Source organism: Pseudomonas sp. BJa3 (assembly GCF_026343815.1).
Lineage (GTDB): Bacteria > Pseudomonadota > Gammaproteobacteria > Pseudomonadales > Pseudomonadaceae > Aquipseudomonas > Aquipseudomonas soli.
On the sequence record NZ_JAOXMC010000005.1, the window covers coordinates 160,388 to 183,305 of the forward strand.

Sequence of the window (22,918 nt, forward strand, 5' to 3'; positions counted from 1 at the left end):
TCTCCTCAGGCGGCGTTCTTGAGTTTCGGGTCCAGCGCGTCGCGCAGGCCGTCGCCCATCAGGTTGATTGCCAGCACACTGAGCAAAATGGTCAGGCCGGGCAGGCTAACCACCCACCAGGCGCGTTCGATGTAGTCGCGAGCTGAGGCTAGCATGGTGCCCCACTCGGGGGTTGGCGGCTGCACACCGAGGCCGAGGAAGCCCAGGGCTGCGGCGTCGAGGATCGCCGAGGAGAAGCTCAGGGTAGCCTGCACGATCAGCGGCGCCATGCAGTTGGGCAGCACGGTGACGAACATCAGTCGCGGCAGGCCGGCACCGGCCAGGCGCGCGGCGGTGACGTAGTCACGGTTCAGTTCGCCCATCACCGCGGCGCGGGTCAGGCGCACGTAGGACGGCAGCGAGACGATGGCGATGGCGATCACGGTGTTGATCAGGCCTGGGCCGAGGATGGCGACGATGGCCACGGCCAGCAGCAGCGAGGGCAGGGCCAGCATCACGTCCATCAGACGCATGATCGAGGGGCCGAGGATCTGCGGGAAGAAGCCGGCAAACAGGCCCAGCAGGATACCCGGGATCAGCGACATCACCACCGACGACAGGCCGATCAGCAGCGACAGTCGAGCGCCCTGGATTAGCCGCGAGAGCAGATCGCGGCCCAGCTCATCAGTGCCGAGGATGAATTGCCAGGTACCGCCTTCGAGCCACACTGGCGGCGTGAGCAGGAAGTCGCGGTATTGCTCGCTGGGGTTGTGCGGCGCCACCCAGGGGGCGAACAGGGCGCAGAACACCACCAGGCACATGAACGCCAGGCCGGCCACCGCGCCTTTGTTGCGCGAGAAGGCCTGCCAGAATTCTTTATATGGCGAGGGATAGAGCAAGCTTTGGTCGACCACGCTGGGCGGGGTGACGGATTTTGGAATCGGGCTGGTCATGGCGTAGTCCTCAGCGCTGATGACGGATGCGTGGGTTGGCCAGGCCGTAGAGGATGTCCACGACGAAGTTGACCAGGATCACCAGGCAGGCGATCAACAGGATGCCGTTCTGGACCACGGGGTAGTCACGGGCACCGATGGCTTCGATCAGCCATTTACCGATGCCCGGCCAGGAGAAGATGGTTTCGGTGAGCACGGCGCCGGCCAGCAGCGTGCCGACCTGCAGGCCGAACACAGTGAGTACCGGGATCAGCGCGTTGCGCAGGCCGTGGATGAATACCACGCGCGACGGCGACAGGCCCTTGGCGCGGGCGGTACGGATGTAGTCCTCGCGCAGCACTTCGAGCATCGACGAACGGGTCATGCGGGCGATCACCGCCAGCGGGATGGTGCCCAGCACGATGGCGGGCAGGATCAGGTGCATCAGCGCATCCTTGAACGCGCCTTCCTCGTCGCTGAGCAGGGTGTCGATTAACATGAAGCCGGTTTTCGGCTCGATGTCGTAGAGCAGGTCGATGCGCCCGGAGACCGGCGTCCAGCCCAGGCTCACCGAGAAGAACATGATCAGGATCAAGCCCCACCAGAAGATCGGCATCGAGTAGCCGGCCAGGGAGATGCCCATCACCCCGTGGTCGAACAGCGAGCCGCGCTTGAGCGCGGCGATCACCCCGGCCAGCAGGCCGATGACCCCGGCGAACAGCAGGGCGGCCATGGCCAGCTCCAGGGTTGCCGGGAACAAGGTGAGGAATTCGTTCCATACGCTTTCACGGGTGCGCAGGGATTCGCCCAGGTCGCCCTGGGCGAGCTTGCCGACATAGTCCAGGTACTGGGCCGGCAGTGGCTTGTTCAGGCCCAGGCGCTCCATGGCCTGGGCATGCATTTCGGGGTCCACCCGGCGTTCGCCCATCATCACTTCGACGGGGTCGCCGGGGATCAGGCGTATGAGCGCGAAGGTCAGCAGGGTGATACCGAAGAAGGTCGGAATCAGCAGACCCAGGCGTCGGGCAATAAAACTCAACATTGTCAGGGGTACCTCATCAGCCGGAAACGGCGTGCCGCCGGGGCCTCTTGCACAAGGTCCGGCGGCTGTTGTTGTTCTACTTCACCTGGGTGGTGGCGAAGTTGTTGTTGGTCAGTGGGTTGATCACATAGCCTTCGACGTTCTCGCGCATGGCGGTGAACATCTTCGGGTGGGCCATGCTGATCCACGGTTGGTCTTCATCGTACACCGCCAAGGCCTCGTTATAGAGCCTGGCGCGTTCGTCGTTGTCGATCACTTCGCGGGCGCGGGTGATCAGGTCCTGGAATTTCTGGTTGCACCAGCGCGCATAGTTCTCGCCGCTTTTCACCGCGTCACAGCTGAGCATCGGCGTGAGGAAGTTGTCCGGGTCGCCGTTGTCGCCGGCCCAGCCCGCCGACACCAGGTCGGCCTCGCCCTTCTTGGCGCGACGCAGCATCTCGGCCCATTCCATCACGCGGATGTCGAGCTTGATGCCGATCTTGGCCAGATCCGACTGCAGCATTTCGGCGGACAGGCGCGGGTTGGGGTTGGTCGGGCCACCGCCGTTGCGGGTGAACAAGGTGATCACCGTGCCCTCCGGCACGCCGGCTTCCTTGAGCAGGGCGCGGGCCTTGTCGAGGTCATGGGGTGGGTTCTTGTTGTCGGTGTTGTAGCCGATCATGGTCGGTGGATACGGGTTGACCCCAACCAGGGCGTTGCCCTTGCCGAACAGCTGGTCGACGTGGGTCTGGCGGTCGAAGGCCATGTCGATTGCCTTGCGCACGCGCACATCGCTCAGGTATTTGTGCTGGGTGTTCATCGAGATGTAGCCGGTAACCAATGCTTCGATCTCGGCGACCTTGAGTTTCGGGTCGGTCTTGATCCCCGGCACGTCGTCAGGCTTGGGATAGAGGGCAATCTGGCATTCGTTGGCGCGCAGTTTCTGCAGGCGCACGTTGCTGTCGGTGGCGATGGCGAAGATCAGCGCATCGGCAGGTGGCTTGCCACGGAAGTAGTCCGGGTTGGCCTTGTAGCGGACGTTGGCGTCCTTGTTGTAACGCTGGAACACGAACGGGCCGGTGCCGACCGGCTTGCTGTTGAGATCGCCGGTCTTGCCGGCCTTGAGCAACTGGTCGCCGTACTCGGCGGAGTAGATCGAGGTGAAGGCCATGGCCAGGTCGCGCAGGAAGGGCGCTTCCGGGCGGGTCAGGGTGATCACCACGGTGTGATCGTCGGTCTTCTCGACCGACTTGAGCAGGTCCTTGAAGGCCATGCTCTCGAAGTAGGGATAGCCGACGCTGGTCTTGTCGTGCCACGGATGGTCTTTCTTCAACTGACGGTTCAAGCTCCACAGCACGTCATCGGCGTTGAAGTCGCGGGTGGGCTTGAAGTAGTCGGTGGTGTGGAACTTGACGCCTTCGCGCAGGTGGAAGGTGTAGACCAGGCCGTCGGGGCTGACGTCCCAGCTGGTGGCCAGGGCCGGCTGGATCTCGGTGGTGCCGGGCTTGAAGTCGACCAGGCGGTTGAAGATCGCCTCGGCCGTGGCATCGGCGGTGACGGCGGTGGTGTACTGGACGATGTCGAAGCCTTCCGGGCTGGCTTCGGTGCACACCACCAGCGGCTTGGCCGCCAGATTCGATGCGGCGCCCAGGATGACGGCTGCCAGGGCAGCACGTAGCGGTAGCAATTTCATGGAACCTCCCTGCAGTGCTAGTTCCAGCGTAGCCGCCACGGCCCGTGGGGAGGCGGGCCGTGGCGCCAACGGTCAGAGGATGTTGAACGGAATGGTGGTGACGACGCGGAACTCGTCGAGACTGCCGTCGCTCTGCGCCTTGCTGGCACGGTGGGCGGTATAGGTGGCGCGGATGGTGGTGTCCTTCAGCATGCCGCTCTGCACCGCGTAGCTGGTGCCGATGCCCCACTCGTAGTGGTTCTCGCCGTCCTGGCCGCGGACGTCATAGGCGGTGCCCTTGTAGTGGGTACCGTCGATATCCCAGCCGCGGGCGTTGTAGACGTTGAACTTCAGGCCCGGCACGCCATACGGCGCCATGTTCAGCACATAGCTGATCTGCAGGGATTTCTCGTTCGGGCCGTTGAAGTCCGACAGCAGGGAGTTGGCCAGGTAGATGCCGTTGGTCTCGTGCAGGTAGTCGAAGTACTCGTTACCGTTGACCTGCTGCCAGGAGGCGGTGAGGGTGTGGGCCTGGTGGGTCAGGCCGAACGACAGGCTGTAGGTGTCGTTGTCGATCTCGCCCATCTTCTTGCTGCCTTCGTCCACGGTCTTGTAGTAGTTAAGACCGGTGGTCAGGCTCAGCACCGCGCTGTCGCCCAGCACGTGGTTGGCGCCGAAGTAGTACTGGTTCCAGAAGTCCTCGACCTTGGTGGCGTAAAGGCTGGTGGTCAGGCTCTTGAGCGGCTGGTAGTTGATGCCGACGGTGCTGGCGCGGTCGGTTTCCCTGCCGTTGCCGTATTCGCTGCGGAACTTGCTCAGGCTCTGCTCGGTACGCGGCGAAACGCGGTCGAAGGTACCCACGTCGAACGACAGGTTCTCGAACTCGGCGCTGTGCAGGAACGCGCCCTGGAAGCTCGATGGCAAGGCACGGTTACCGATGTAGGCGATCATCGGCGTGTCGACCGATTGACGACCGACGGTCAGCGTGGTGTTGGAGATGCGCGCCTTGACATTGCCCAGGCCCATCTTGCTCCACTGGCCGATCGGGTCGCCGTCGCTGTGGGTCAGGGTGCGGTTGTTCGGGCCGGCCACGGCGGCGCGGCCCTGCTCGAGGGCGATGGCATTGTAGGCCGCGGCCTCGACGGCGAAGCCCACGGTACCTTCGGTGAAGCCCGAGCTGTAGTTGAGGATGGTGCCCTGCACCCAGTTGTCGCGGCTGTGGGTGTCGTGGCGGGTGCCGTCGCCCTTGGTGTATTTCCACAGCGGCGCGCGGGTGGCGCGTTCGCGGGCATACCAGTTGCGGGTGCTGCCGGACAGGCTCTGGCCATCGATGAAGCCTTTGGCCTCGGCCTGTTCACTGCTGGACTTGAGCGCGAACGGCACGAAGTCCTGGCTTGCGGGTTCGGCCTGGGCGAGGGCGCAGAAGGCGCCGACGGACAAGGCCAGTGCGGTGGTGGTGGTACGAATCAACATGAAAGCTCCCTGATATTTTTCTAGTTATCACCCGACCTTGTGGGCCGGGCTTGTCACGGTGACGCGGTACTGCAGTGTCTGCCTGGGGGTTGCCAGGCAAATCCGGGCTGCACGCCGTCGCGGGAGTGGGTCGCACTCCCGGCCGGGCGTTGCAGGGTCAATCGATGCTGACGCCGGAGAAAACGTTGCGTCCGAAGGGGCTGACCTTGAAGTCTTTCACGCTGATGCTCAGCGGCTGGTTGACCGTGGAGTGCGCAACCGGGGTAATCGGCACCTGTTGCTTGAGACGTTGCTGGGCTTGTTCGTAGAGGCTGGTGCGCTGGTCGCGGTCGGTGACCTGCTTGGCTTTTTTCACCAGTGCGTCGTATTGCGAATCGCACCACAAGGAGTAGTTATTGCTGCCGATGGCGTCGCAGCTGAACAGGGTGCCGAGCCAGTTGTCCGGATCACCGTTGTCGCCGGTCCAGCCGATCAGGGCGATGTCATGCTCGCCGTTCTTCATGCGCTTGAGGTATTCACCCCATTCGTAGCTGACGATGCGCACCTTGAAGCCGAGCTTGCTCCAGTCGGACTGGAGCATTTCGGCCATGAGCTTGGCGTTGGGGTTGTAGGGGCGTTGTACCGGCATGGCCCACAGGGTGATCTCGGTACCTTCCTTGACCCCGGCCTGCTTCAGCAGTTGCTTGGCCTTTTCCGGGTCGAACGGGGCGTCCTTGATCGATTTGTCGTAGGACCATTGGGTCGGCGGCATGGCGTTGACGGCGGTCTGGCCGGCATCCTGGTAGACCGCCTGGATGATTGCCTGCTTGTTCACTGCCATGTCCATGGCCTGGCGCACCTCCAGCCGGTCGAAGGGTGGGTGCTGGGTGTTGTAGGCGATGTAGCCAAGGTTGAAACCGGGTTGTGTCATCACCTGCAGCTTGCCGTCTGCCTTGAGCGCGGGCAGGTCGGCCGGGCGCGGGTGCAGGGTGATCTGGCATTCGTTGCGGCGCAGCTTCTGGATGCGCACCGAGGGGTCGACGTTGATCGAGAACACCAGGTTGTCGATCTTCACCCGGTCCGGCGCCCAGTATTCCTTGTTGCCCTTGAAGCGGATCTGCGAATCCTTCTGGTAGCGCTGGAACACGAACGGACCGGTGCCGATCGGCTTCTGGTTGATATCGCTGGCCTTGCCGCTGGCCAGCAGGTGGTCGGCGTACTCGGCGGAGAGGATCGAGGCGAAGGCCATGGCGATGTTCTGCAGGAACGCGGCGTCGACCTGGTTGAGGGTGAAGACCACGGTCAGCGGGTCGGTCTTCTCGACCTTGGCGATGTTCTTGTCCAGCCCCATGCTGATGAAGTACGGGAACTCGGTGGGATAGGCCTTGCGGAAGGGGTGATCCTTGTCGAGCATGCGGTTGAAGGTGAACAGCACGTCGTCGGCGTTGAAGTCGCGGCTGGGCTTGAAGTCCTTGTTGCCATGGAACTTCACAGCGTGTCGCAGGTGGAAGGTGTACTTCAGGCCGTCCTCGGACACCTGCCAGTCGGTGGCCAGGCCCGGCTGCACGGCAGTGCCGCCGCGCTCGAACTCGACCAGGCGGTTATAGATCGGTTCGGCGGCGTCGTTGTCGGTGGCCGCGGTGTACTGGGCGGTGTCGAAACCTGCCGGGCTGCCTTCGGAGCAGAACACCAGGTTGTTGGCGAGGCTCGCGGGAGCCTGGCTCAGCAAGCCGAGGGCAAGCAGGGTGGAACTCAGTGTGGTCAGGCGCATGGCAGATCCTTTGTCCGTGTTTTCAGGCCGCGACAGGCAAAACGCGGCTGCTGCATCCCGGTCCTGACGATAGGCGCGCCAGAATGCGGGAACCAGGGTTCGCTACTGATTTGAGGGCGGGAGCGTTCTGGCGAATGCGAGGGAATAACCCTGCGTATCGCCCGATCATGTCACCGCCCCGCCGGCAAAGGCCGGCGGGGCGGTCACGACCGTTACTTGTCCACGCTGACCCCGTAGAAGGAGTTCAGGCCGAAGGGGCTGATCTTGAAGTCCTTCACTTTCGCGCTCATGGGCTGATACACGGTGGAGTGGGCGATCGGGGTGATCGGCACCTGCTCCTTGAGGATGTGTTGCGCCTGCTTGTACAGCTCGGTGCGTTTGGCCTGGTCGGGGGTGGCCTTGGCTTGCTTGATCAGGTCGTCGTAGGGCTTGTAGCACCACTTGGAGAAGTTGTTGCCATCCATGGCATCGCAGCCATAGAGCGTGCCCAGCCAGTTGTCCGGGTCACCATTGTCGCCGCTCCAGCCAATCAGCATGGCGCCCTGCTCGCCGCCCTTGGAGCGCTTGATGTACTCGCCCCACTCGTAGCTGACGATCTTGGCCTTGATGCCGACCTTCGCCCAGTCGGACTGGAGCATCTCGGCCATCAGCTTGGCGTTGGGGTTGTACGGACGCTGCACCGGCATGGCCCACAGGGTGATCTCGGTGCCTTCCTTGATGCCGGCTTCCTTGAGCAGCTGCTTCGCCTTTTCAGGGTCGTACTTGGCGTCCTTGATCGTGGTGTCGTAGGACCATTGCGTCGGCGGCATGGCGTTGACCGCCAGCTGGCCGGCGCCTTGATAGACTGACTCGATGATCTGCGGCTTGTTCACCGCCATGTCCAGCGCTTCGCGCACCTTGAGCTGCGACAGTGGGTTGGGTTCATTGCTGCCCTTGACCTTGTCCATCACGTTGTAGGCGATGTAGCCGAGGTTGAAGCCAGCCTGGTCAGGCATCTTCAGCTTCGGATCCTGTTTGAGCGGTGCGATGTCGGCCGGGCGCGGGAACAGGGTGACCTGGCATTCGTTCTTCTTGAGTTTCTGCATGCGCACCGAGGCGTCGGTGCTGATTGCGAAGATCAGGTTGTCGATCTTCACGTCCTCGGGCTTCCAGTAGTCCTTGTTGCCCTTGTAACGGATCTGCGCGTCCTTCTGGTACTTGCTGAACACGAACGGGCCGGTGCCGATGGGCTTCTGGTTGATATCGGCAGCCTTGCCCTGCTTGAGCAACTGGTCGGCGTATTCGGCGGACTGGATCGAGGCGAAGCTCATGGCCAGGTTCTGGATGAACGCGGCGTCGACGTCGTTGAGCGTGAACTTCACAGTGTGCTCGTCGACCTTCTCGACCTTGGCGATGTTCTTGTCCATGCCCATGTCGGTGAAGTAAGGGAACTCGGTGGGGTAGGCCTTGCGGAAGGGGTGGTTCTTGTCGAGCATGCGGTTGAAGGTGAAGAGCACGTCGTCGGCGTTGAATGCACGGGTCGGCTTGAAGTACTCGGTGGTATGGAACTTCACGCCGTCACGCAGATGGAAGGTGTACGTCTTGCCGTCGTCGGAGACTTCCCACTTGGTGGCCAGGCCCGGGATCACTGCGGTGCCGCCACGCTCGAATTGAGTCAGGCGGTTGAACATGGTTTCGGCGGAGGCGTCAAAGTCGGTCCCGGTGGTGTACTGGCCAGGGTCGAAACCGGCCGGGCTGCCTTCGGAGCAGAACACCAGGTTGGTCGCGGCGAGGGCGGATGGAGCGCCGGCTAGCAAGCCTGCACTGACCAGGAACGGGATGACTGCGTGTTTGAGCATGGTGGCCTCATTGTTGTCATTTTTCGAATTGAGGCGGCCTCGTGAGCCGACCTGCGGATACTTATGCAGGGGGTATTCCCAATGCAACACTCAGCAGGATGGTTGACGCCAAAAACGTGGTACTGACGTACATGGATGTCGCATCCATATAACTTTGGCGAATGTTGAACGTTTGCGAGGGGGAAAAGGGCGAAAATTTCAGGATATTTCGCACTTTATATGACAAGCAGACGCACCCGTTTGGTGCGTAGGAAAGGTCTGAAACGGCTGTCCGAGACGGTTTTGACCATCTCGGACATCCAGTCGAGTGGGTCAGGGCACCTGGACTTCGATCAGGCCGTCGGCACTCATGCTAACTTCGCTGGTTCCGGCTTCGATATCCGGTGCCGGCGCGGATTCATCGGCGGCGCCCTTGGCCATCATCGCCATCGGTGCGTTGCGCAGGTAGGGGCGTGGGTAACCGCTGCTGTTGAGGTTCAGGCTGACCACCTTGTAGCCTTTGCCGCCCAGGGCATCGGTGGCCAACTGGGCGCGGGCCTTGAACGCGGCAACGGCATCCTTGAGCAGCTCGTCTTCATTGGACTTGCGTGTGGCCGGGGCAATGGAGAAGTCCATGCCGCCCATCTTCAGGTCTTGCAGCAGGTCACCGGTGAGCTTGGACAGGGCCGGGAAGTCGGCACTTTCCAGGCGCAGTTCGGCGCGCTCGCGCCAGCCGGTGATCTTCTGGCCCTTGGTGTCGTAGATCGGGTAGCTGTTGCGGCTGCCCTGGCTGATCTTCACGTCCTTGACCTGGCGGGCTTGCTGCACGGCCTTGTTCATGGTCTCGGTGATCTCTTTGGCCAGCTTGCCCGGGTCGGTGTTCTGCGCTTCGCTGTACAGCGTCACGACCATCAGGTCGCGTGCCACTTCCTTGCTGACTTCGGCACGCAGCGACACCTGGTTGTAGCGTGGCTCGTCGGCCGCCAGGGCCGGCAGGCTGGCGAGCATGCCGCAGGAAAGGGCAACGGCGGCGGCGCCGCGACGGGTAATGTGCATGTGGAGCTCCTTGGCAGGGTAAGGCGTGGATGAGCAGATCCGTTCCACGCATGGCCGATCAGACCGGTGACAGTGTAGAGGGTTCAAAAGTGCCATCATGAATCTATGACAAAGTGTGGCGCTTTGCCGCATCGCTGCAGTGGAGCGCCCGGCTTCGGTATACTCCAGCCGATTTTCCTGGAGCACTCATTGGGAGAGCTCATGCTCGCCGTCGCACATCCGTTGTCTGCCACACGCCAGAACCTGTGGCGCCTGACCTTCATCCGCATCCTCGTCCTGGCGGCCCAGGCGGGCTCGGTAGGCGTGGCCTACTGGACCGAGCTGCTGCCGCTGCCGTGGTTCTCGCTGGCAGTCACGCTGGCCCTGTCGTCGCTGCTGTGCGCGTTCACCGCCCTGCGCCTGCGCCTGTCGCTGCCGGTCACCGAGCTCGAGTACGCCCTGCAGCTGGCCTGCGACCTGCTGATCCACAGTGCCCTGCTTTATTACTCGGGCGGCTCGACCAACCCCTTCGTCTCCTATTACCTGGTGCCATTGGCCATCGCCGCGGTGACCTTGCCGTGGCTCTACTCGCTGGTGCTTTCAGGTATCGCCCTGGTGGCCTACAGCCTGTTGCTGGTGCAGTACTACCCGCTGGAAACGCTGCCGCTGGCGCGTGACACCATGCAGGTCTACGGCATGTGGCTGAGCATCGCCCTGGCCGCAGGGGTGATCACCTTCTTCGCCGCGCGCATGGCCGAGGAGTTGCGCCGTCAGGAGAACCTGCGTGCCGAGCGCCGCGAGGAAAGCCTGCGCGACGAGCAGTTGCTGGCCGTGGCCACCCAGGCCGCTGGCGCCGCCCACGAACTGGGCACGCCGCTGGCGACCATGAGCGTGCTGCTCAACGAAATGCGCCAGGACCACGCCGACCCGCTGTTGCAGGAAGACCTGCAGATCCTTCAGGACCAGGTCAAGCTGTGCAAGGAGACCCTGCAGCAGCTGGTGCGCGCCGCCGAGGCCAACCGGCGCCTGGCGATCGTCGAGCAGGATGTCACCGCCTGGCTCGACGAGGCGCTCAACCGCTGGCACCTGATGCGCCCGGAAGCCAGCTACCGCTTCCAGCGCCTGCGCGATGGCGTGGTGCCGCGGCTGACGCCGCCACCAGACCTGACCCAGGCCCTGCTGAACCTGTTGAACAATGCCGCCGATGCCTGCCCGGACGACCTGGAGGTGCGCCTGGACTGGGACGCCCAGGATATCGTCATCAGCATCCGCGACCATGGCCCCGGCGTACCGCCGGCCATCGCCGAGGCTATCGGCAAACCTTTCATTACCACCAAGGGCAAAGGCTTCGGCCTTGGCCTGTTCTTGAGCAAGGCCAGCGTGACGCGTGCGGGCGGTTCGGTGAAACTCTATAGTCATGAGCAGGGTGGCACCCTGACCGAATTGCGCCTGCCCCATGGCAAGCGAGGAGATGCATGATGAGCGAAGAAAACCAGGTCGAAGGCGAAGAGCTGCCGCACCTGCTGCTGGTGGATGACGACGCCACCTTCACCCGGGTGATGGCCCGGGCGATGTCGCGTCGTGGCTTCCGTGTGAGCACTGCGGGTTCCGCTGAGGAAGGCTTGAAGCTTGCCGAGCAGGACCTGCCCGACTACGCCACGCTGGACCTGAAGATGGAGGGCGACTCGGGGCTGGTCTTGCTACCCAAGCTACTGGAGCTGGATCCGGAGATGCGCGTGGTGATCCTGACCGGTTACTCGAGCATCGCCACGGCGGTCGAGGCGGTCAAGCGCGGGGCCTGCAACTACCTGTGCAAACCGGCCGACGCCGACGATGTGCTGGCGGCGCTGCTCTCGGAGCATACCGACCTGGATACCCTGGTGCCGGAAAACCCGATGTCGGTGGATCGCCTGCAGTGGGAGCACATCCAGCGCGTGCTGGGCGAGCACGAAGGCAATATCTCCGCCACGGCGCGGGCGCTGGGCATGCACCGGCGCACTTTGCAGCGCAAGCTGCAAAAGCGCCCGGTCCGGCGCTGAAGTCCACTTGGGGCGCTGCGCGCCCCATCGTCGCGGTTCGTCGCCACGAAAGGGCCACGTAGTGGCCCCCTGCGTTTTGTCAGGCTTTCCCTCCCGAGCGGTCAACCCGCACCGCAAGCTGTCCTGCTCCCGATGGCGCCTCGAACGCCATCTGTCCCCCTGCCGGCACTTTCGCCCGGCCAATCACCTTGCCATCGCGCAGCAACTCCAGCGGCATGCCTTCCATCGACTGGCCCGAAGCCAGTTCCAGTTTGACCTTGATATTCATCGGTGACCTCCTTGTCACGCGTTGCGATCGATATAGAGCGTTGTCTTTGCGTCCAGGCTGGCGATCAGTTCCGGCGAACCGCCGCGGAACTGGCGGAACAGGTTGCGCCCGCGTTGCTTACCGTCCGCAGGCACCTGCACGCTCGGGTGGAACTGGTCGGTGAGCTCGGCATAGCCGCTCCATGGGCCAATGTACGACTCGTTGAGCTGGTCGGTGATGCTGAAGGCATAGCGCACCGCGTTGCCCCGTTGCCAGTTCAGGCCATCGGGCTCACGGCGCTCCCAGCCGGTGATCACCGGCGCGGTGGCGGGGGCGTCGATGAAACCGGTGGGCTTGTTCGGCTTGTAGTCCTTGAGCAGCAGGTAGGTGCTCCAGCCCCACCAGTCGCTGATGCGGTTGCGGTCGTTGAGGTCGTTGACGTCCTTGCGCCGCAGCACCGCCTTGCCGTCCTGGAAGTACAGCGCGGCGAAGTTGCCGGGCACCAGGTCCTGTTCGGCGGCGCGCAGGTCGGGCGCCAGGCGCAGGGCCGAAAAGTCCTTGGCCTGGGGCGTGCGGCCCTCGGCGAAGGCCTGGAACACTTCATCGACCGAGCGCTGCACGGCGCGCGTCACTTGACGACGGTTGGCCACATCGACGCTGTCGAAGTAGCGCTTGTCGCCGTAGGCGCGCCATTGCTCGCCCTCGGCATTGCGCACGGCCAGGCCGTACTTGCTGTCCTCGTCGTGCATGAAGCGCGAGATCAGCGAGCCGACGTCGCTCGGCGTGACGGTTTCGGCCAGGGCCTTGCGCGGCACCCGCAGGTGGCCGGCGGAGAACAGGTCGGTGAGGAAGTGGTCGGCGAAGGCGTTCATCGCATAGGCCAGTTGCAGGTCGCGTTCGGCGCCGCTGGCGCGGGCTTTCAGCGCCTGCTGCAGGGCGGCGGCGTGGCCGGCCTGGTAGGCCAGCAGCGCCCAGGGGCCGAAGTGGTCCCAGTTGCTGGCGGCCAGTTTCAGGTAGCGGCCCAGGGGGAACAGGTCGGAGGCGAAGCTGCCGCCGCCGGTGATGCGGTTCCAGCGTGCCGACAGGCTGTCGCCCAGTGCATCATAGGCTTCATGGGGCTGCCGGCCGTCCTTGATGGCCTGGTTGGCGGCGCGGATTTCTTCCTGCATGACCGCGAGGATCTGTTCGGCTTCCGCCTTGGCCGCCTGCAGGCGCGCCAGGGAGTCGAAGGCCTGGATGAAGCGCTCGATCCGTTCGGCGTCGGTGCCGCCATCGGCGATCGGGCGCTCGGGCAAGCCATAGAAATCGCCGCCCAGGGCGATCACCTGGCCATAGGTCAGGTTCAGGCCGTTGGGCAGTGGCAGCGGCGACTGATGGGCGGGGATGCCCGGTTGGCCCACCTCGTAGCGCAGCAGGGCGTTGTCGCCGATGGCGGTGTGTTCGGCGCCTTCGAACAAGAGCTCCGGGCCGCGCTGAGCAGCTTTGCCGCCAGCCGACGGTGGCGCAGGGCGGTGATACTTGAGGGTGTGGTGACCGTGCATGACCAGTACCAGATGGCTGTCGGGGCCGGGCAGGGCGATACCGTGCTCATCGAACAGCTGGTCGAGGTCAGCGACCACCAGCGTGGCATGGGCCTTCGCGGCCAGAGGTGCAGCGTGCATTCCTGACATGATTTGCTCCTTGCAATGTCTGGACAATCCATTTTTTACTGTATGTATATACAGCAGTGCATATCATATGTAGGAAATTTCCTAGGTCAAGAGCCCTTTGTGCTGGCATCTGGCAGCTGTGGCGGGCGCAAGCCCCCGGCTCTCACGTATGATTGCGCTCCCTAACGGCATTTCCCGGGACCACGTTGCATGCTCGCCCTACTCATCCAGACACTGAACATCACGGCCCCTGTGTTCGCCATGCTGTTCATGGGCGTGCTGCTCAAGCGCATCCGCTTGATCGACGACAACTTCAACCGGGTCGCCTCCAAGCTGGTGTTCAACGTGTGCATGCCGGCGCTGCTGTTCCTCGGCATCTACCACGCCGACCTGGCGTCGGCGGTGAAACCAGGGGTGATGCTCTACTTTGTCGGCGCGACGCTGGCGTGCTTCGGTCTGGCCTGGGGCCTGGCGATCTGGCGCTGCCCGCGGGCTGACCGCGGCATCTACACGCAAGGCGCGTTTCGCGGCAACAACGGCGTGATCGGCCTGGCACTGGCGGCCAGCCTGTATGGCGACTACGGTATATCCCTCGGCGCGGTGCTGGCCGGGTTGGTGATCCTCATGTACAACTCGCTGTCGGCGGTGGTACTGGCGGTGTACAGCCCGGACCTGAAGTCCGACCCGTGGAGCATCTGCAAGAGCATCCTCAGCAACCCGTTGATCCTCAGCGTGCTGGTGGCAACACCCATGGCCTACGGCCAGGTGCCGCTGCCCAACTGGCTGCTGACCTCCGGCGACTACCTGGCGCAGATGACCCTGCCGCTGGCGCTGATCTGCATCGGTGGCACCCTGTCGCTGGCGGCCTTGCGCGACAGTGGCAGGCTGGCCGTCGATGTCAGCCTGGCGAAGATGGTCTGGCTGCCGCTGCTGGGCACCCTGGGTGCCTGGCTGTGCGGGTTCCGTGGTGCCGAGCTGGGCATCCTGTTCCTCTACATCGCCAGCCCCACTGCGGCGGCCAGCTATGTGATGGCGCGGGAGGCCAACGGCAACCATGAACTGGCGGCGTCGATCATCGTGATCACTACACTGATGGCCGCCGTCACCACGAACGTCGGGATTTTCTTCTTGCAATGGGGTGGATGGATCTAGTCCAGTTGCAAGCAAAACCAATAACACTGCCTCACCTAAAGGACACTTCATGCAAGACCAGAGCACGCCCGAGCGCTTGCAGCGCGGGCTGAAGAATCGCCATATCCAGCTGATCGCGCTGGGCGGGGCCATTGGCACCGGGCTGTTCCTGGGCATCGCCCAGACCATCCAGCTGGCCGGCCCGTCGGTGCTGTTGGGCTATGCCATCGCCGGCCTGATGGCCTTCCTGATCATGCGCCAGTTGGGCGAAATGGTGGTCGAGGAGCCGGTCGCCGGCAGTTTCAGCCACTTCGCGCACCAGTACTGGAGCGAGTTCGCCGGTTTCGTCTCGGGCTGGAACTACTGGGTGGTGTACGTGCTGGTCGGCATGGCCGAGCTCACGGCCGTGGGGATCTATGTGCAGTACTGGTGGCCGGACTTCCCGACCTGGGCCACTGCGGCGATTTTCTTCGTGGTGATCAACGCCATCAACCTGACCCAGGTGAAGGTGTATGGCGAAATGGAGTTTTGGTTCGCCCTGGTGAAGGTGGTGGCCATCGTCAGCATGATCGGCTTCGGCGCCTGGCTGCTGGGCAACGGCCACGGCGGGCCGGATGCCAGCGTCGCCAACCTGTGGCAGTACGGCGGCTTCTTCCCCAATGGCGTCACCGGGCTGATCATGGCCCTGGCGGTTATCATGTTCTCCTTTGGCGGCCTGGAGCTGGTGGGCATCACCGCCGCCGAAGCGGCCAACCCGCGTGAGAGCATCCCGAAGGCGACCAACCAGGTGGTCTATCGCATCCTGATCTTCTACATCGGCGCGCTGGCCGTGCTGTTGTCGTTGTATCCCTGGCAGAAGGTGGTGCAGGGCGGCAGCCCGTTCGTGATGATCTTCCACGAACTGGACAGCGACCTGGTGGCGACCATCCTCAACATCGTGGTGCTGACCGCCGCGCTGTCGGTCTACAACAGCTGCGTGTACGCCAACAGCCGCATGCTGTTCGGCCTGGCCACGCAAGGTGACGCGCCGCGCCAGCTGCTCAAGGTCAGCCGCCGTGGCGTGCCGCTCACCGCGCTGGGCGTGTCGGCCTTTGCCACCGGCCTGTGCGTGCTGATCAACTACCTGATGCCGGGCGAGGCCTTCGGCCTGCTGATGGCCCTGGCGGTATCGGCGCTGGTGATCAACTGGGCGAGCATCAGCATCACCCACCTGAAGTTCCGCAAGGCCAAGCTGGCGGCCGGCATCACGCCGTTCTACAAGAGCCTGTGGCACCCGCTGAGCAACTACCTGTGCCTGGCGTTCATTGTGCTGATCCTGGTGGTGATGTACCTAACCCCGCCAATCCGTATCTCGGTGATGCTGATCCCGGCGTGGATCGCCGTGCTGTGGGTGGCGTTCCGGATGAAGAAGGCACGTCAGGCCTGATCTGCTCCATGTCGGTTTCAGGATCGCAGTGGCGATAACATCGCCACTGCCAACCACGAAACTCGAATTTCTTGCTCTTGCTCTTGCTTCTAAGCGCACGGTAGCTCAGGCGCCGCCGATTGCGACTTCAGGAGGCCGAGTGCAGGGCTTGCGTAGGGAGGCGACGGGCATGGATGCCCGTCGAGCGCCGATCAGGCCATGGATGGCCCGTCGGCGCGTACTCCCGGAGCAAGCCCGGAGCGAGGGAACCCCGGAGCGCAGCGCAGGGGCCGTATGAACGGAGCCGAACGGTCTTGCTTACTTTTCCCAAGAGAAAAGTAAGCCGCCGTAAAGGCGGAAAGGTGACTAAAAGTCGACATCTTCCGGGAATGTGCATGTAAAACTCAAAACAGCCACTTAAAGAACAACACCTCCCGTCCCTTGCACCACCCCCACCAACCCGCTATCGTCAAGCAATTCATCCGATGACTGGACGTAATCCCCCCGTGACCCCGCTCAGCAAACGCAGCCTGGTAGAACAAGCCGTAGACCAACTCCGCGAGCGCATCGCCCAGGGCACCTGGTCAGTAGGCCAGCGCTTGCCCACCGAACCGGAGCTGGCCAGCGACCTGGGCATCAGCCGCAACACCGTGCGCGAGGCCATGCGCGTCCTGGCCTTCAGCGGCCTGGTGGAAGTCCGCCAGGGCGACGGCAGCTACCTGCGCACCGCCGTGGACCCACTGCATGCCGTACAGGTGATGTCGCGCTGCGCCGTCGAACACGCCCGCGAAACCCGCCATATCCTGGAAACACAAGCCATCGGCCTGGCCGCGTTGCGCCGCACCGAAACCGACCTGCAGGCACTGCGCGACGCCCTGCAACACAGCGCGCAGCACTACCACGGCAATGTGGATGCCTATGTCGAATGCGACCTGGTCTTCCACCAGCGCCTGGTGGACGCCGCCCACAACCCCGCCTTGAGCGAGCTGTACCGCTACTTTTCCGGTGTGGTCGGCGCGGCCCTGCAGCACAACATGACGACCGTCCCCCGTTGCCAGGCCGTATTCGACCTGCACGGGCAGATCCTCGACGCCCTCGAACAACGTGATCCGGAGCGGGCCAAGCACCTGAGCCGGACCCTCATCGAATCCTGACCACGAGAAGGCCATGGCCGAACAACTGACCCGCAACACCGCGCCCCGCGAGGCGGACCTCGAAGAACTGCTGATCGACGCCGAGGCCGACGATGAGCAAGTCCAGCAACAGCCTGTGCTTCTACGCCGGCCCTGGCTGTTGCTGCTGGGCCTGGTACTGGTGGCGCTGAACCTGCGTCCGGCGTTGTCGAGCATGTCGCCCGTACTCGGGCAGGTGTCCGAAGGGCTGGGGCTCAGCGCATCGCAGGCGGGCCTGCTGACCACCTTGCCGGTGCTGTGCCTGGGGCTGTTCGCGCCGCTGGCGCCGATCCTGGCACGACGCTTCGGCAGCGAACGGGTCATCCTCGGCATCTTGCTGACCCTCGCGCTGGGCATCCTGGTGCGCAGTGCCCTGGGCGCCACCGGCGTGTTCATCGGCAGCCTGATGGCCGGTGCGAGCATCGGCATCATCGGCGTGCTGCTGCCCGGCATCGTCAAACGCGATTTCCCACAACATGCAGGCACCCTGACCGGCGTCTACACCATGGCGCTGTGCCTGGGCGCGGCAATGGCCGCCGGTGCCACGGTGCCCTTGACCCGCCACTTCGATGACAGCTGGGCGCTGGGGCTGGGCTTCTGGGTGCTACCGGCGCTGCTGGCGATGCTGGTGTGGCTGCCGCAGTCGCGCCAGGGCCATGGCGTGCACAAGGTGGCCTACCGGGTGCAGGGCCTGTGGCGTGATCCGCTGGCATGGCAGGTGACCCTGTACATGGGCCTGCAGTCGTCGCTGGCGTATATCGTGTTCGGCTGGTTGCCGTCGATCCTGATCGGCCGTGGGCTGAGCCCGACCGAGGCGGGGCTGGTGCTGTCCGGCTCGGTGATCGTGCAACTGGTCAGTTCGCTGAGTGCGCCATGGCTGGCGACGCGCGGCAAGGATCAGCGCCTGGCCATCGTGGTGGTGATGCTGGTGACCCTGGGCGGGCTGTTCGGCTGCCTGTACGCGCCACTGGAAGGGCTGTGGGGCTGGGCGATCCTGTTGGGGCTGGGCCAGGGCGGCACCTTTGCCCTGGCGTTGACCTTGATCGTGCTGCGCTCCAAGGACGCCCATGTGGCGGCCAACCTGTCGAGCATGGCCCAGGGCGTGGGCTACACGCTGGCCTCCATGGGGCCGTTCGCGGTGGGGCTGGTGCATGACCTGACCGGGGGCTGGGGCGCGGTTGGCTGGATCTTCGCGGTACTGGGGATCGGCGCCATTGTGTTCGGGTTGGGTGCCGGGCGTGCGTTGCATGTGGGTGTGGTCAGCGAGCGGGTCTGAGAGCTGTCGGCACATGCCTGGGGCTTCGGCACCATTCATGGCGCAAATGGCTGTGGCGCCAAAGCCCGGCGGGGACTATCTTGCGCTTCTCGAGCCCCAGTACGGATAACCGCCAATGAGCGATGCCAACAGCGCCCTGATCACCCGTTTCTACCAGGCCTTCCAGCGCCTGGACGCCGAGGCCATGGTGGCCTGCTACAGCGACGACATCGTTTTCAGCGATCCGGTCTTCGGCACCTTGCGCGGGCAGGATGCCGGGGACATGTGGCGCATGCTCACCCGCCGTGCCAAGGACTTCACCCTGACCTTCGACAGCGTGCGCAGCGACGAGCGCGGTGGCGGCGCGCACTGGGTGGCGACCTATCTGTTCAGCCAGACCGGGCGGGTGGTGGTCAACGATATCCAGGCGCGCTTCGTGATCCGTGACGGCCTGATCTGCCAGCACGACGATACCTTCGACCTGTGGCGCTGGTCGCGGCAGGCCCTGGGCATGCCGGGCGTGCTGCTGGGCTGGTCGCCGATGCTGCAGAACAAGGTGCGCCAACAGGCGTTCAAGGGGCTTCGCGCATTCCAGCAGGCGTGCTGAGGCGTTAAGCTGGCGGCCTTCTTCCGTTGCACCGAACCGAGCCGTGAGCGAAACAGCGCCTTCCCCCGACTGCAAACCCTGGTACGTCTATCTGGTGCGTGCCGCCAATGGCTCGCTGTACTGCGGTATCAGCGACGATCCGCAGCGGCGCTTCATCAAGCACCAGAAAGGGCAGGGCGCGCGGTATTTCAAGACCAGCCCGGCGCAGGCGCTGGTGTATGTGGAGCAGTGGCCGGACAAAGGCGAGGCGCTGCGCCAGGAGCGTTTGGTGAAGAAGCTGCGCAAGGCGGCGAAGGAGGCGTTGGTGGCCTCCTATATTGGTCTCGCCACGGACCCATGACACGTTGCGGCGCCTTGGCCATGCTGTGCGGGCGCCATCGCGGGGCAAGCCCGCTCCCACGTAGCTAGGTACTGCGAAGTTCTGGTGTGGGAGTGGGCTTGCCCGGCGATCTGGCTTAATGCAACGTCGGTGCCTGTGCCGGCATCTGCACCTGGATCAACGCCGCTTCGAGCAACACACGCAGCGACTCCATCTCATGCATCGACGCCATCATCAGCACGGCGGCCGGCGACTTGGGTTTGAGCTGCACGGCATGATGGGCCACGGTCAAGGCGCATAGGGCGTACTCGGTGGCCTGGATGAGGGTGTCTTCGAGGGAATGAGGGTTGTGGGGTGGATCGGGGACAATCTTCAGCATTGGCTTGGCTCTCTCAGAAGGGCCACCACCAACTGCTGTCAAACAAGTGGGTGGCAGCTATGCGTGGGTTGACAGACCGGTGAGAGAACCTGACCCGGCGCACACGAGGTGCCCCACGCACAACCGCCATAGAGCAAGCCATGCAAAAGGTTCTCAGCGGCCTGTCAAAGCCGATCGCTGAATATGCAGCGACCGCCCGAGACTAGAGGCCAACCCAGACCACCGCAATGGCTTGAAAGGGCTTGGGAGTATGTTTGGGAAATGGACTACAGGGAATGGGGGAAGTCTTATAAATCGAAGACCTTTCCGAGGTTGCCGGGGCTGCGCCGCAGCCCCAGACGATCTCAATCCTTGCGTCGCTTCAACTGATCGATCAGCTGGGTCGGCAGGCCTTTGATGACCAGCGTCCCGGCTTCTTCGTCATACTCGACCTTCGAGCCGAGCAGGTGCGCCTCGAAGCTGATCGACAACCCTTCGGCACGCCCGGTGAAGCGGCGGAACTGGTTGAGGGTGCGTTTGTCGGCCGGGATCTCCGGCGACAGCCCATAGTCGCTGTTGCGGATATGGTCGAAGAACGCCTCGGGGCGGTCTTCGTCGATCAGGCTGGAGAGCTCTTCCAGCGTTACCGGCTCGCCCAGCTTGGTCTGGGTGGTGGCGTAGTCGACCAGGGTCTGGGTCTTCTCGCGGGCGGATTCTTCCGGCAGGTCCTCTTTCTCGACGAAGTCGCTGAAGGCCTTGAGCAGGGTGCGGGTCTCGCCCGGGCCGTCCACGCCTTCCTGGCAACCGATGAAATCGCGGAAGTAATCCGAGACTTTCTTGCCGTTCTTGCCCTTGATGAACGAGATGTACTGCTTGGAGTTCTGGTTGTTTCTCCACTCGGACAAGTTGACCCGCGCCGCCAGGTGCAGCTGGCCCAGGTCCAGGTGACGCGAGGGGGTCACGTCGAGCTCGGCGTTAACTGCCACGCCTTCACTGTGATGCAGCAGGGCGATGGCCAGGTATTCGGTCATGCCTTGCTGGTAGTGGGCGAACAGCACGTGGCCGCCGGTGGACAGGTTGGATTCTTCCATCAGCTTCTGCAGGTGCTCGACGGCCACGCGGCTGAAGCTGGCGAAGTCTTTCTCCCCGTCCTGATATTGCTTGAGCCAGCCACTGAACGGGTAGGCGCCGGACTCGCCGTGGAAGAAACCCCAGGCTTTGCCTTGCTTGGCGTTGTAGCTGTCGTTGAGGTCGGCCAGCAGATTTTCGATGGCGTCGGAGGCCGCCAGTTCGCTGTCGCGAGCATGGAGCACGGCGGGGCTGCCATCGGGCTTCTTGTCGATCAGGTGAACGATGCAATGACGGATTGGCATGTAATTCTCGGTGATAGGAGCGGTGAAAAGCCGCGCTGCAAAAGGCGCTCAGTTTAACCCAGGGCGAGGGTGATGCAGTGGCCAGATGTTGGCGTATATGTCGGTTGTTCGTTTTTTGTTCAAATATTTGCGATTTTTCTGAAAGCCCCGAAAAACCTGAACAAAAACGCAGTCGGCAGCGGATATTTATCGATTCCTGTGGTAGCTTTGCGCGGTCTTGCGCCCCTTGGGTGGCGCATTGCTGGCAGATCGCTTGCGCAGTGTCGAACCAAACGCCGATTTGCGTATCTACATACGCGATCGACGCGGCCTCTGGATTGTCCCGGGCTGGCCCGACCACCGACCAAGCACGCTGCACAACTACTGAATTTGATAGGGAAGGAACACCACCATGGCACTGACCAAAGACCAACTGATTGCCGATATCGCTGAAGCCATCGACGCGCCGAAAACCACCGCGCGTAACGCTCTGGAGCAACTGGGCCAGATCGTCGCCGACCAACTGGAAAACGGCGCCGAAATCACCCTGCCAGGCATCGGCAAACTGAAAGTCTCCGAGCGCCCTGCCCGTACTGGCCGTAACCCTTCGACTGGCGCCGCCATCGAAATCGCTGCCAAGAAAGTCGTCAAGTTCGTTCCTGCCAAAGCCCTGAGCGACTCGATCAACAAGTAATTGTTGATTTGACGAAACCGCGCCCGGCTTGCCCGGGCGCGGTTTTTTCATGCCCGGGATTTGCGCAGGGTGTGCCATTGCTGGCGTGCACTCTCGTCGTGGAAACTCCAGGCAACCATGCGGCTCTGCTTCTGCCCCTGGCCCATTTCGACGATGCGCAGGTCCTTCACCCCGGCCTTTTTCAAGGCTGCCTCGATACCCGGCAGGTTGCTGGCCTTGGACACCAGGCTGGTGAACCACAGCACCTGGGCGGCGTACTGCGCGCTTTCGGCGACCAACTGGGCGACGAAGCGGATCTCGCCACCTTCGCACCACAGTTCATTGTTCTGCCCCCCGAAGTTCAGCACCGGCAGCTTGCGCTTGGGGTCCTGCTTGCCGAGGTTCTTCCATTTGCGTTGGCTGCCGCGGGTGGCCTCCTCGCGCGAGGCGTGGAAGGGCGGGTTGCACAGGGTCAGGTCAAAGCGCTCGTCGGCCTGCAGCAGGCCGCTGAGGATGTGCTTGCGATCCGCTTGCAGGCGCAGGCCGATGGCCTTGTCGAGCTTGTTGGCCTGGACGATGGCCTTGGCCGAGGCCAGGGCCACGCTGTCGATGTCGGAGCCTGTGAAGCGCCAGCGGTAGTCGCTGTGCCCGAGCAGGGGGTAGATGCAGTTGGCGCCGACGCCGATATCCAGGGCGTGCACCTGGGCGCCACGGGGGATTTCACCGCCGTTGTCTTCGCCCAGCAGGTCGGCCAGCACATGGATGTAGTCGGCGCGGCCGGGGATCGGCGGGCACAGGTAGTCGGCGGGGATGTCCCTGTGCTGGATGCCGTACTGGGCCTTGAGCAGGGCGCGGTTGAACACCCGCACGGCTTCAGGGTTGGCGAAGTCGATGCTGGGTTTGCCGTAGGGGTTGGTGATGGTGAAGCGGGCCAGGTCCGGATGTGCCTTGATCAGGGCGGGGAAGTCGTAGCGGCCCTGGTGGCGGTTGCGCGGATGCAGGGTGGGTTTCTGGGTCATGGTGGGGTCCTGA

Annotated in this window: 21 protein-coding genes; 9 read left to right on the plus strand and 12 right to left on the minus strand. The window is 63.6% G+C overall.

Going from position 1 to position 22,918, the window contains the following annotated elements:
* Positions 1–5: 5 nt before the first annotated feature.
* The 7 genes from OH705_RS07610 to OH705_RS07640 form a co-directional block, all read right to left on the minus strand.
* The gene (locus OH705_RS07610) at positions 6–932 is read right to left on the minus strand and encodes an ABC transporter permease subunit (RefSeq protein WP_038706756.1); all 927 of its coding nucleotides are present in this window, start codon (positions 930–932) and stop codon (positions 6–8) included.
* 10 nt (positions 933–942) lie between these two features.
* Positions 943–1,953, minus strand: coding sequence for an ABC transporter permease subunit (locus tag OH705_RS07615; protein WP_023630501.1), 1,011 nt, complete (start codon positions 1,951–1,953; stop codon positions 943–945).
* Positions 1,954–2,029: 76 nt separating this feature from the next.
* Positions 2,030–3,625: an ABC transporter substrate-binding protein gene (locus OH705_RS07620; protein ID WP_023630502.1), complete on the minus strand. Its 1,596-nt coding sequence runs from the start codon at positions 3,623–3,625 to the stop codon at positions 2,030–2,032.
* A 72-nt stretch (positions 3,626–3,697) separates the two neighbouring features.
* Positions 3,698–5,077 (minus strand): OprD family porin, encoded by a 1,380-nt coding sequence (locus OH705_RS07625; protein WP_416383568.1) that lies wholly within the window; start codon positions 5,075–5,077, stop codon positions 3,698–3,700.
* A gap of 157 nt (positions 5,078–5,234) precedes the next feature.
* Positions 5,235–6,827: an ABC transporter substrate-binding protein gene (locus OH705_RS07630; RefSeq protein WP_267301686.1), complete on the minus strand. Its 1,593-nt coding sequence runs from the start codon at positions 6,825–6,827 to the stop codon at positions 5,235–5,237.
* Positions 6,828–7,039: 212 nt separating this feature from the next.
* A complete protein-coding gene (locus OH705_RS07635) occupies positions 7,040–8,665 on the minus strand; it encodes an ABC transporter substrate-binding protein (protein WP_023630505.1) in 1,626 nt (541 codons plus the stop codon).
* Positions 8,666–8,977: 312 nt separating this feature from the next.
* On the minus strand, positions 8,978–9,700 hold the full coding sequence (locus OH705_RS07640; RefSeq protein WP_102684911.1) for an SIMPL domain-containing protein: 723 nt from the start codon (positions 9,698–9,700) through the stop codon (positions 8,978–8,980).
* 201 nt (positions 9,701–9,901) lie between these two features.
* Between OH705_RS07640 and OH705_RS07645 the strand changes: the two genes are divergently transcribed.
* A complete protein-coding gene (locus tag OH705_RS07645) occupies positions 9,902–11,158 on the plus strand; it encodes an ATP-binding protein (protein ID WP_038706754.1) in 1,257 nt (418 codons plus the stop codon).
* Positions 11,158–11,718, plus strand: a complete 561-nt coding sequence (locus OH705_RS07650; RefSeq protein ID WP_023632665.1) for a response regulator transcription factor — start codon at positions 11,158–11,160, stop codon at positions 11,716–11,718. The genes OH705_RS07645 and OH705_RS07650 overlap by 1 nt, the downstream gene beginning before the upstream one ends.
* A gap of 79 nt (positions 11,719–11,797) precedes the next feature.
* Here OH705_RS07650 and OH705_RS07655 read toward each other — a convergent pair whose 3' ends face one another.
* Complete coding sequence (locus OH705_RS07655; RefSeq protein ID WP_023632666.1) at positions 11,798–11,986, minus strand: hypothetical protein; 189 nt, start codon at positions 11,984–11,986, stop codon at positions 11,798–11,800.
* Between the two features lie 14 nt (positions 11,987–12,000).
* Positions 12,001–13,635 carry a phospholipase gene (locus OH705_RS07660; protein WP_267301692.1) on the minus strand — a complete coding sequence of 545 codons (1,635 nt, stop codon included), beginning with the start codon at positions 13,633–13,635 and terminating at the stop codon, positions 12,001–12,003.
* Positions 13,636–13,824: 189 nt separating this feature from the next.
* Between OH705_RS07660 and OH705_RS07665 the strand changes: the two genes are divergently transcribed.
* From OH705_RS07665 to OH705_RS07690, 6 genes are all read left to right on the plus strand, one after another.
* Positions 13,825–14,766, plus strand: a complete 942-nt coding sequence (locus OH705_RS07665; RefSeq protein WP_023631898.1) for an AEC family transporter — start codon at positions 13,825–13,827, stop codon at positions 14,764–14,766.
* A 49-nt stretch (positions 14,767–14,815) separates the two neighbouring features.
* Positions 14,816–16,171, plus strand: coding sequence for an amino acid permease (locus tag OH705_RS07670; RefSeq protein ID WP_267301695.1), 1,356 nt, complete (start codon positions 14,816–14,818; stop codon positions 16,169–16,171).
* Between the two features lie 464 nt (positions 16,172–16,635).
* Positions 16,636–17,304: a FadR/GntR family transcriptional regulator gene (locus OH705_RS07675; RefSeq protein WP_267301697.1), complete on the plus strand. Its 669-nt coding sequence runs from the start codon at positions 16,636–16,638 to the stop codon at positions 17,302–17,304.
* 13 nt (positions 17,305–17,317) lie between these two features.
* On the plus strand, positions 17,318–18,598 hold the full coding sequence (locus tag OH705_RS07680; protein ID WP_110604801.1) for a CynX/NimT family MFS transporter: 1,281 nt from the start codon (positions 17,318–17,320) through the stop codon (positions 18,596–18,598).
* Positions 18,599–18,713: 115 nt separating this feature from the next.
* Complete coding sequence (locus tag OH705_RS07685) at positions 18,714–19,184, plus strand: nuclear transport factor 2 family protein (RefSeq protein WP_023629130.1); 471 nt, start codon at positions 18,714–18,716, stop codon at positions 19,182–19,184.
* Positions 19,185–19,227: 43 nt separating this feature from the next.
* Entirely contained in the window at positions 19,228–19,524 is a 297-nt protein-coding gene (locus tag OH705_RS07690) for a GIY-YIG nuclease family protein (RefSeq protein WP_094011703.1), read from the plus strand.
* A 115-nt stretch (positions 19,525–19,639) separates the two neighbouring features.
* Here the strand turns inward: OH705_RS07690 and OH705_RS07695 are convergent, their stop codons facing one another.
* A complete protein-coding gene (locus OH705_RS07695; RefSeq protein WP_102683850.1) occupies positions 19,640–19,882 on the minus strand; it encodes a hypothetical protein in 243 nt (80 codons plus the stop codon).
* Between the two features lie 344 nt (positions 19,883–20,226).
* Complete coding sequence (gene yejK, locus OH705_RS07700; protein WP_267301703.1) at positions 20,227–21,234, minus strand: nucleoid-associated protein YejK; 1,008 nt, start codon at positions 21,232–21,234, stop codon at positions 20,227–20,229.
* Between the two features lie 391 nt (positions 21,235–21,625).
* On the opposite strand from yejK, the gene OH705_RS07705 reads away from it, so the two are divergent.
* The gene (locus OH705_RS07705) at positions 21,626–21,907 is read left to right on the plus strand and encodes an HU family DNA-binding protein (protein WP_008098055.1); all 282 of its coding nucleotides are present in this window, start codon (positions 21,626–21,628) and stop codon (positions 21,905–21,907) included.
* 47 nt (positions 21,908–21,954) lie between these two features.
* Here the strand turns inward: OH705_RS07705 and rlmF are convergent, their stop codons facing one another.
* Complete coding sequence (gene rlmF, locus OH705_RS07710) at positions 21,955–22,905, minus strand: 23S rRNA (adenine(1618)-N(6))-methyltransferase RlmF (protein ID WP_267301707.1); 951 nt, start codon at positions 22,903–22,905, stop codon at positions 21,955–21,957.
* Positions 22,906–22,918 lie beyond the last annotated feature (13 nt).

What these genes read in the sequence shown, in the direction of transcription:
- OH705_RS07610 (WP_038706756.1), bottom strand. Translation starts at nt 932, where the DNA reads ATGACCAGCCCGATTCCAAAATCCGTCACCCCGCCCAGCGTGGTCGAC.
- OH705_RS07615 (WP_023630501.1), bottom strand. Translation starts at nt 1,953, where the DNA reads ATGTTGAGTTTTATTGCCCGACGCCTGGGTCTGCTGATTCCGACCTTC.
- OH705_RS07620 (WP_023630502.1), bottom strand. Translation starts at nt 3,625, where the DNA reads ATGAAATTGCTACCGCTACGTGCTGCCCTGGCAGCCGTCATCCTGGGC.
- OH705_RS07625 (WP_416383568.1), bottom strand. Translation starts at nt 5,077, where the DNA reads ATGTTGATTCGTACCACCACCACCGCACTGGCCTTGTCCGTCGGCGCC.
- OH705_RS07630 (WP_267301686.1), bottom strand. Translation starts at nt 6,827, where the DNA reads ATGCGCCTGACCACACTGAGTTCCACCCTGCTTGCCCTCGGCTTGCTG.
- OH705_RS07635 (WP_023630505.1), bottom strand. Translation starts at nt 8,665, where the DNA reads ATGCTCAAACACGCAGTCATCCCGTTCCTGGTCAGTGCAGGCTTGCTA.
- OH705_RS07640 (WP_102684911.1), bottom strand. Translation starts at nt 9,700, where the DNA reads ATGCACATTACCCGTCGCGGCGCCGCCGCCGTTGCCCTTTCCTGCGGC.
- OH705_RS07645 (WP_038706754.1), top strand. Translation starts at nt 9,902, where the DNA reads ATGCTCGCCGTCGCACATCCGTTGTCTGCCACACGCCAGAACCTGTGG.
- OH705_RS07650 (WP_023632665.1), top strand. Translation starts at nt 11,158, where the DNA reads ATGAGCGAAGAAAACCAGGTCGAAGGCGAAGAGCTGCCGCACCTGCTG.
- OH705_RS07655 (WP_023632666.1), bottom strand. Translation starts at nt 11,986, where the DNA reads ATGAATATCAAGGTCAAACTGGAACTGGCTTCGGGCCAGTCGATGGAA.
- OH705_RS07660 (WP_267301692.1), bottom strand. Translation starts at nt 13,635, where the DNA reads ATGTCAGGAATGCACGCTGCACCTCTGGCCGCGAAGGCCCATGCCACG.
- OH705_RS07665 (WP_023631898.1), top strand. Translation starts at nt 13,825, where the DNA reads ATGCTCGCCCTACTCATCCAGACACTGAACATCACGGCCCCTGTGTTC.
- OH705_RS07670 (WP_267301695.1), top strand. Translation starts at nt 14,816, where the DNA reads ATGCAAGACCAGAGCACGCCCGAGCGCTTGCAGCGCGGGCTGAAGAAT.
- OH705_RS07675 (WP_267301697.1), top strand. Translation starts at nt 16,636, where the DNA reads ATGACTGGACGTAATCCCCCCGTGACCCCGCTCAGCAAACGCAGCCTG.
- OH705_RS07680 (WP_110604801.1), top strand. Translation starts at nt 17,318, where the DNA reads ATGGCCGAACAACTGACCCGCAACACCGCGCCCCGCGAGGCGGACCTC.
- OH705_RS07685 (WP_023629130.1), top strand. Translation starts at nt 18,714, where the DNA reads ATGAGCGATGCCAACAGCGCCCTGATCACCCGTTTCTACCAGGCCTTC.
- OH705_RS07695 (WP_102683850.1), bottom strand. Translation starts at nt 19,882, where the DNA reads ATGCTGAAGATTGTCCCCGATCCACCCCACAACCCTCATTCCCTCGAA.
- yejK (WP_267301703.1), bottom strand. Translation starts at nt 21,234, where the DNA reads ATGCCAATCCGTCATTGCATCGTTCACCTGATCGACAAGAAGCCCGAT.
- OH705_RS07705 (WP_008098055.1), top strand. Translation starts at nt 21,626, where the DNA reads ATGGCACTGACCAAAGACCAACTGATTGCCGATATCGCTGAAGCCATC.
- rlmF (WP_267301707.1), bottom strand. Translation starts at nt 22,905, where the DNA reads ATGACCCAGAAACCCACCCTGCATCCGCGCAACCGCCACCAGGGCCGC.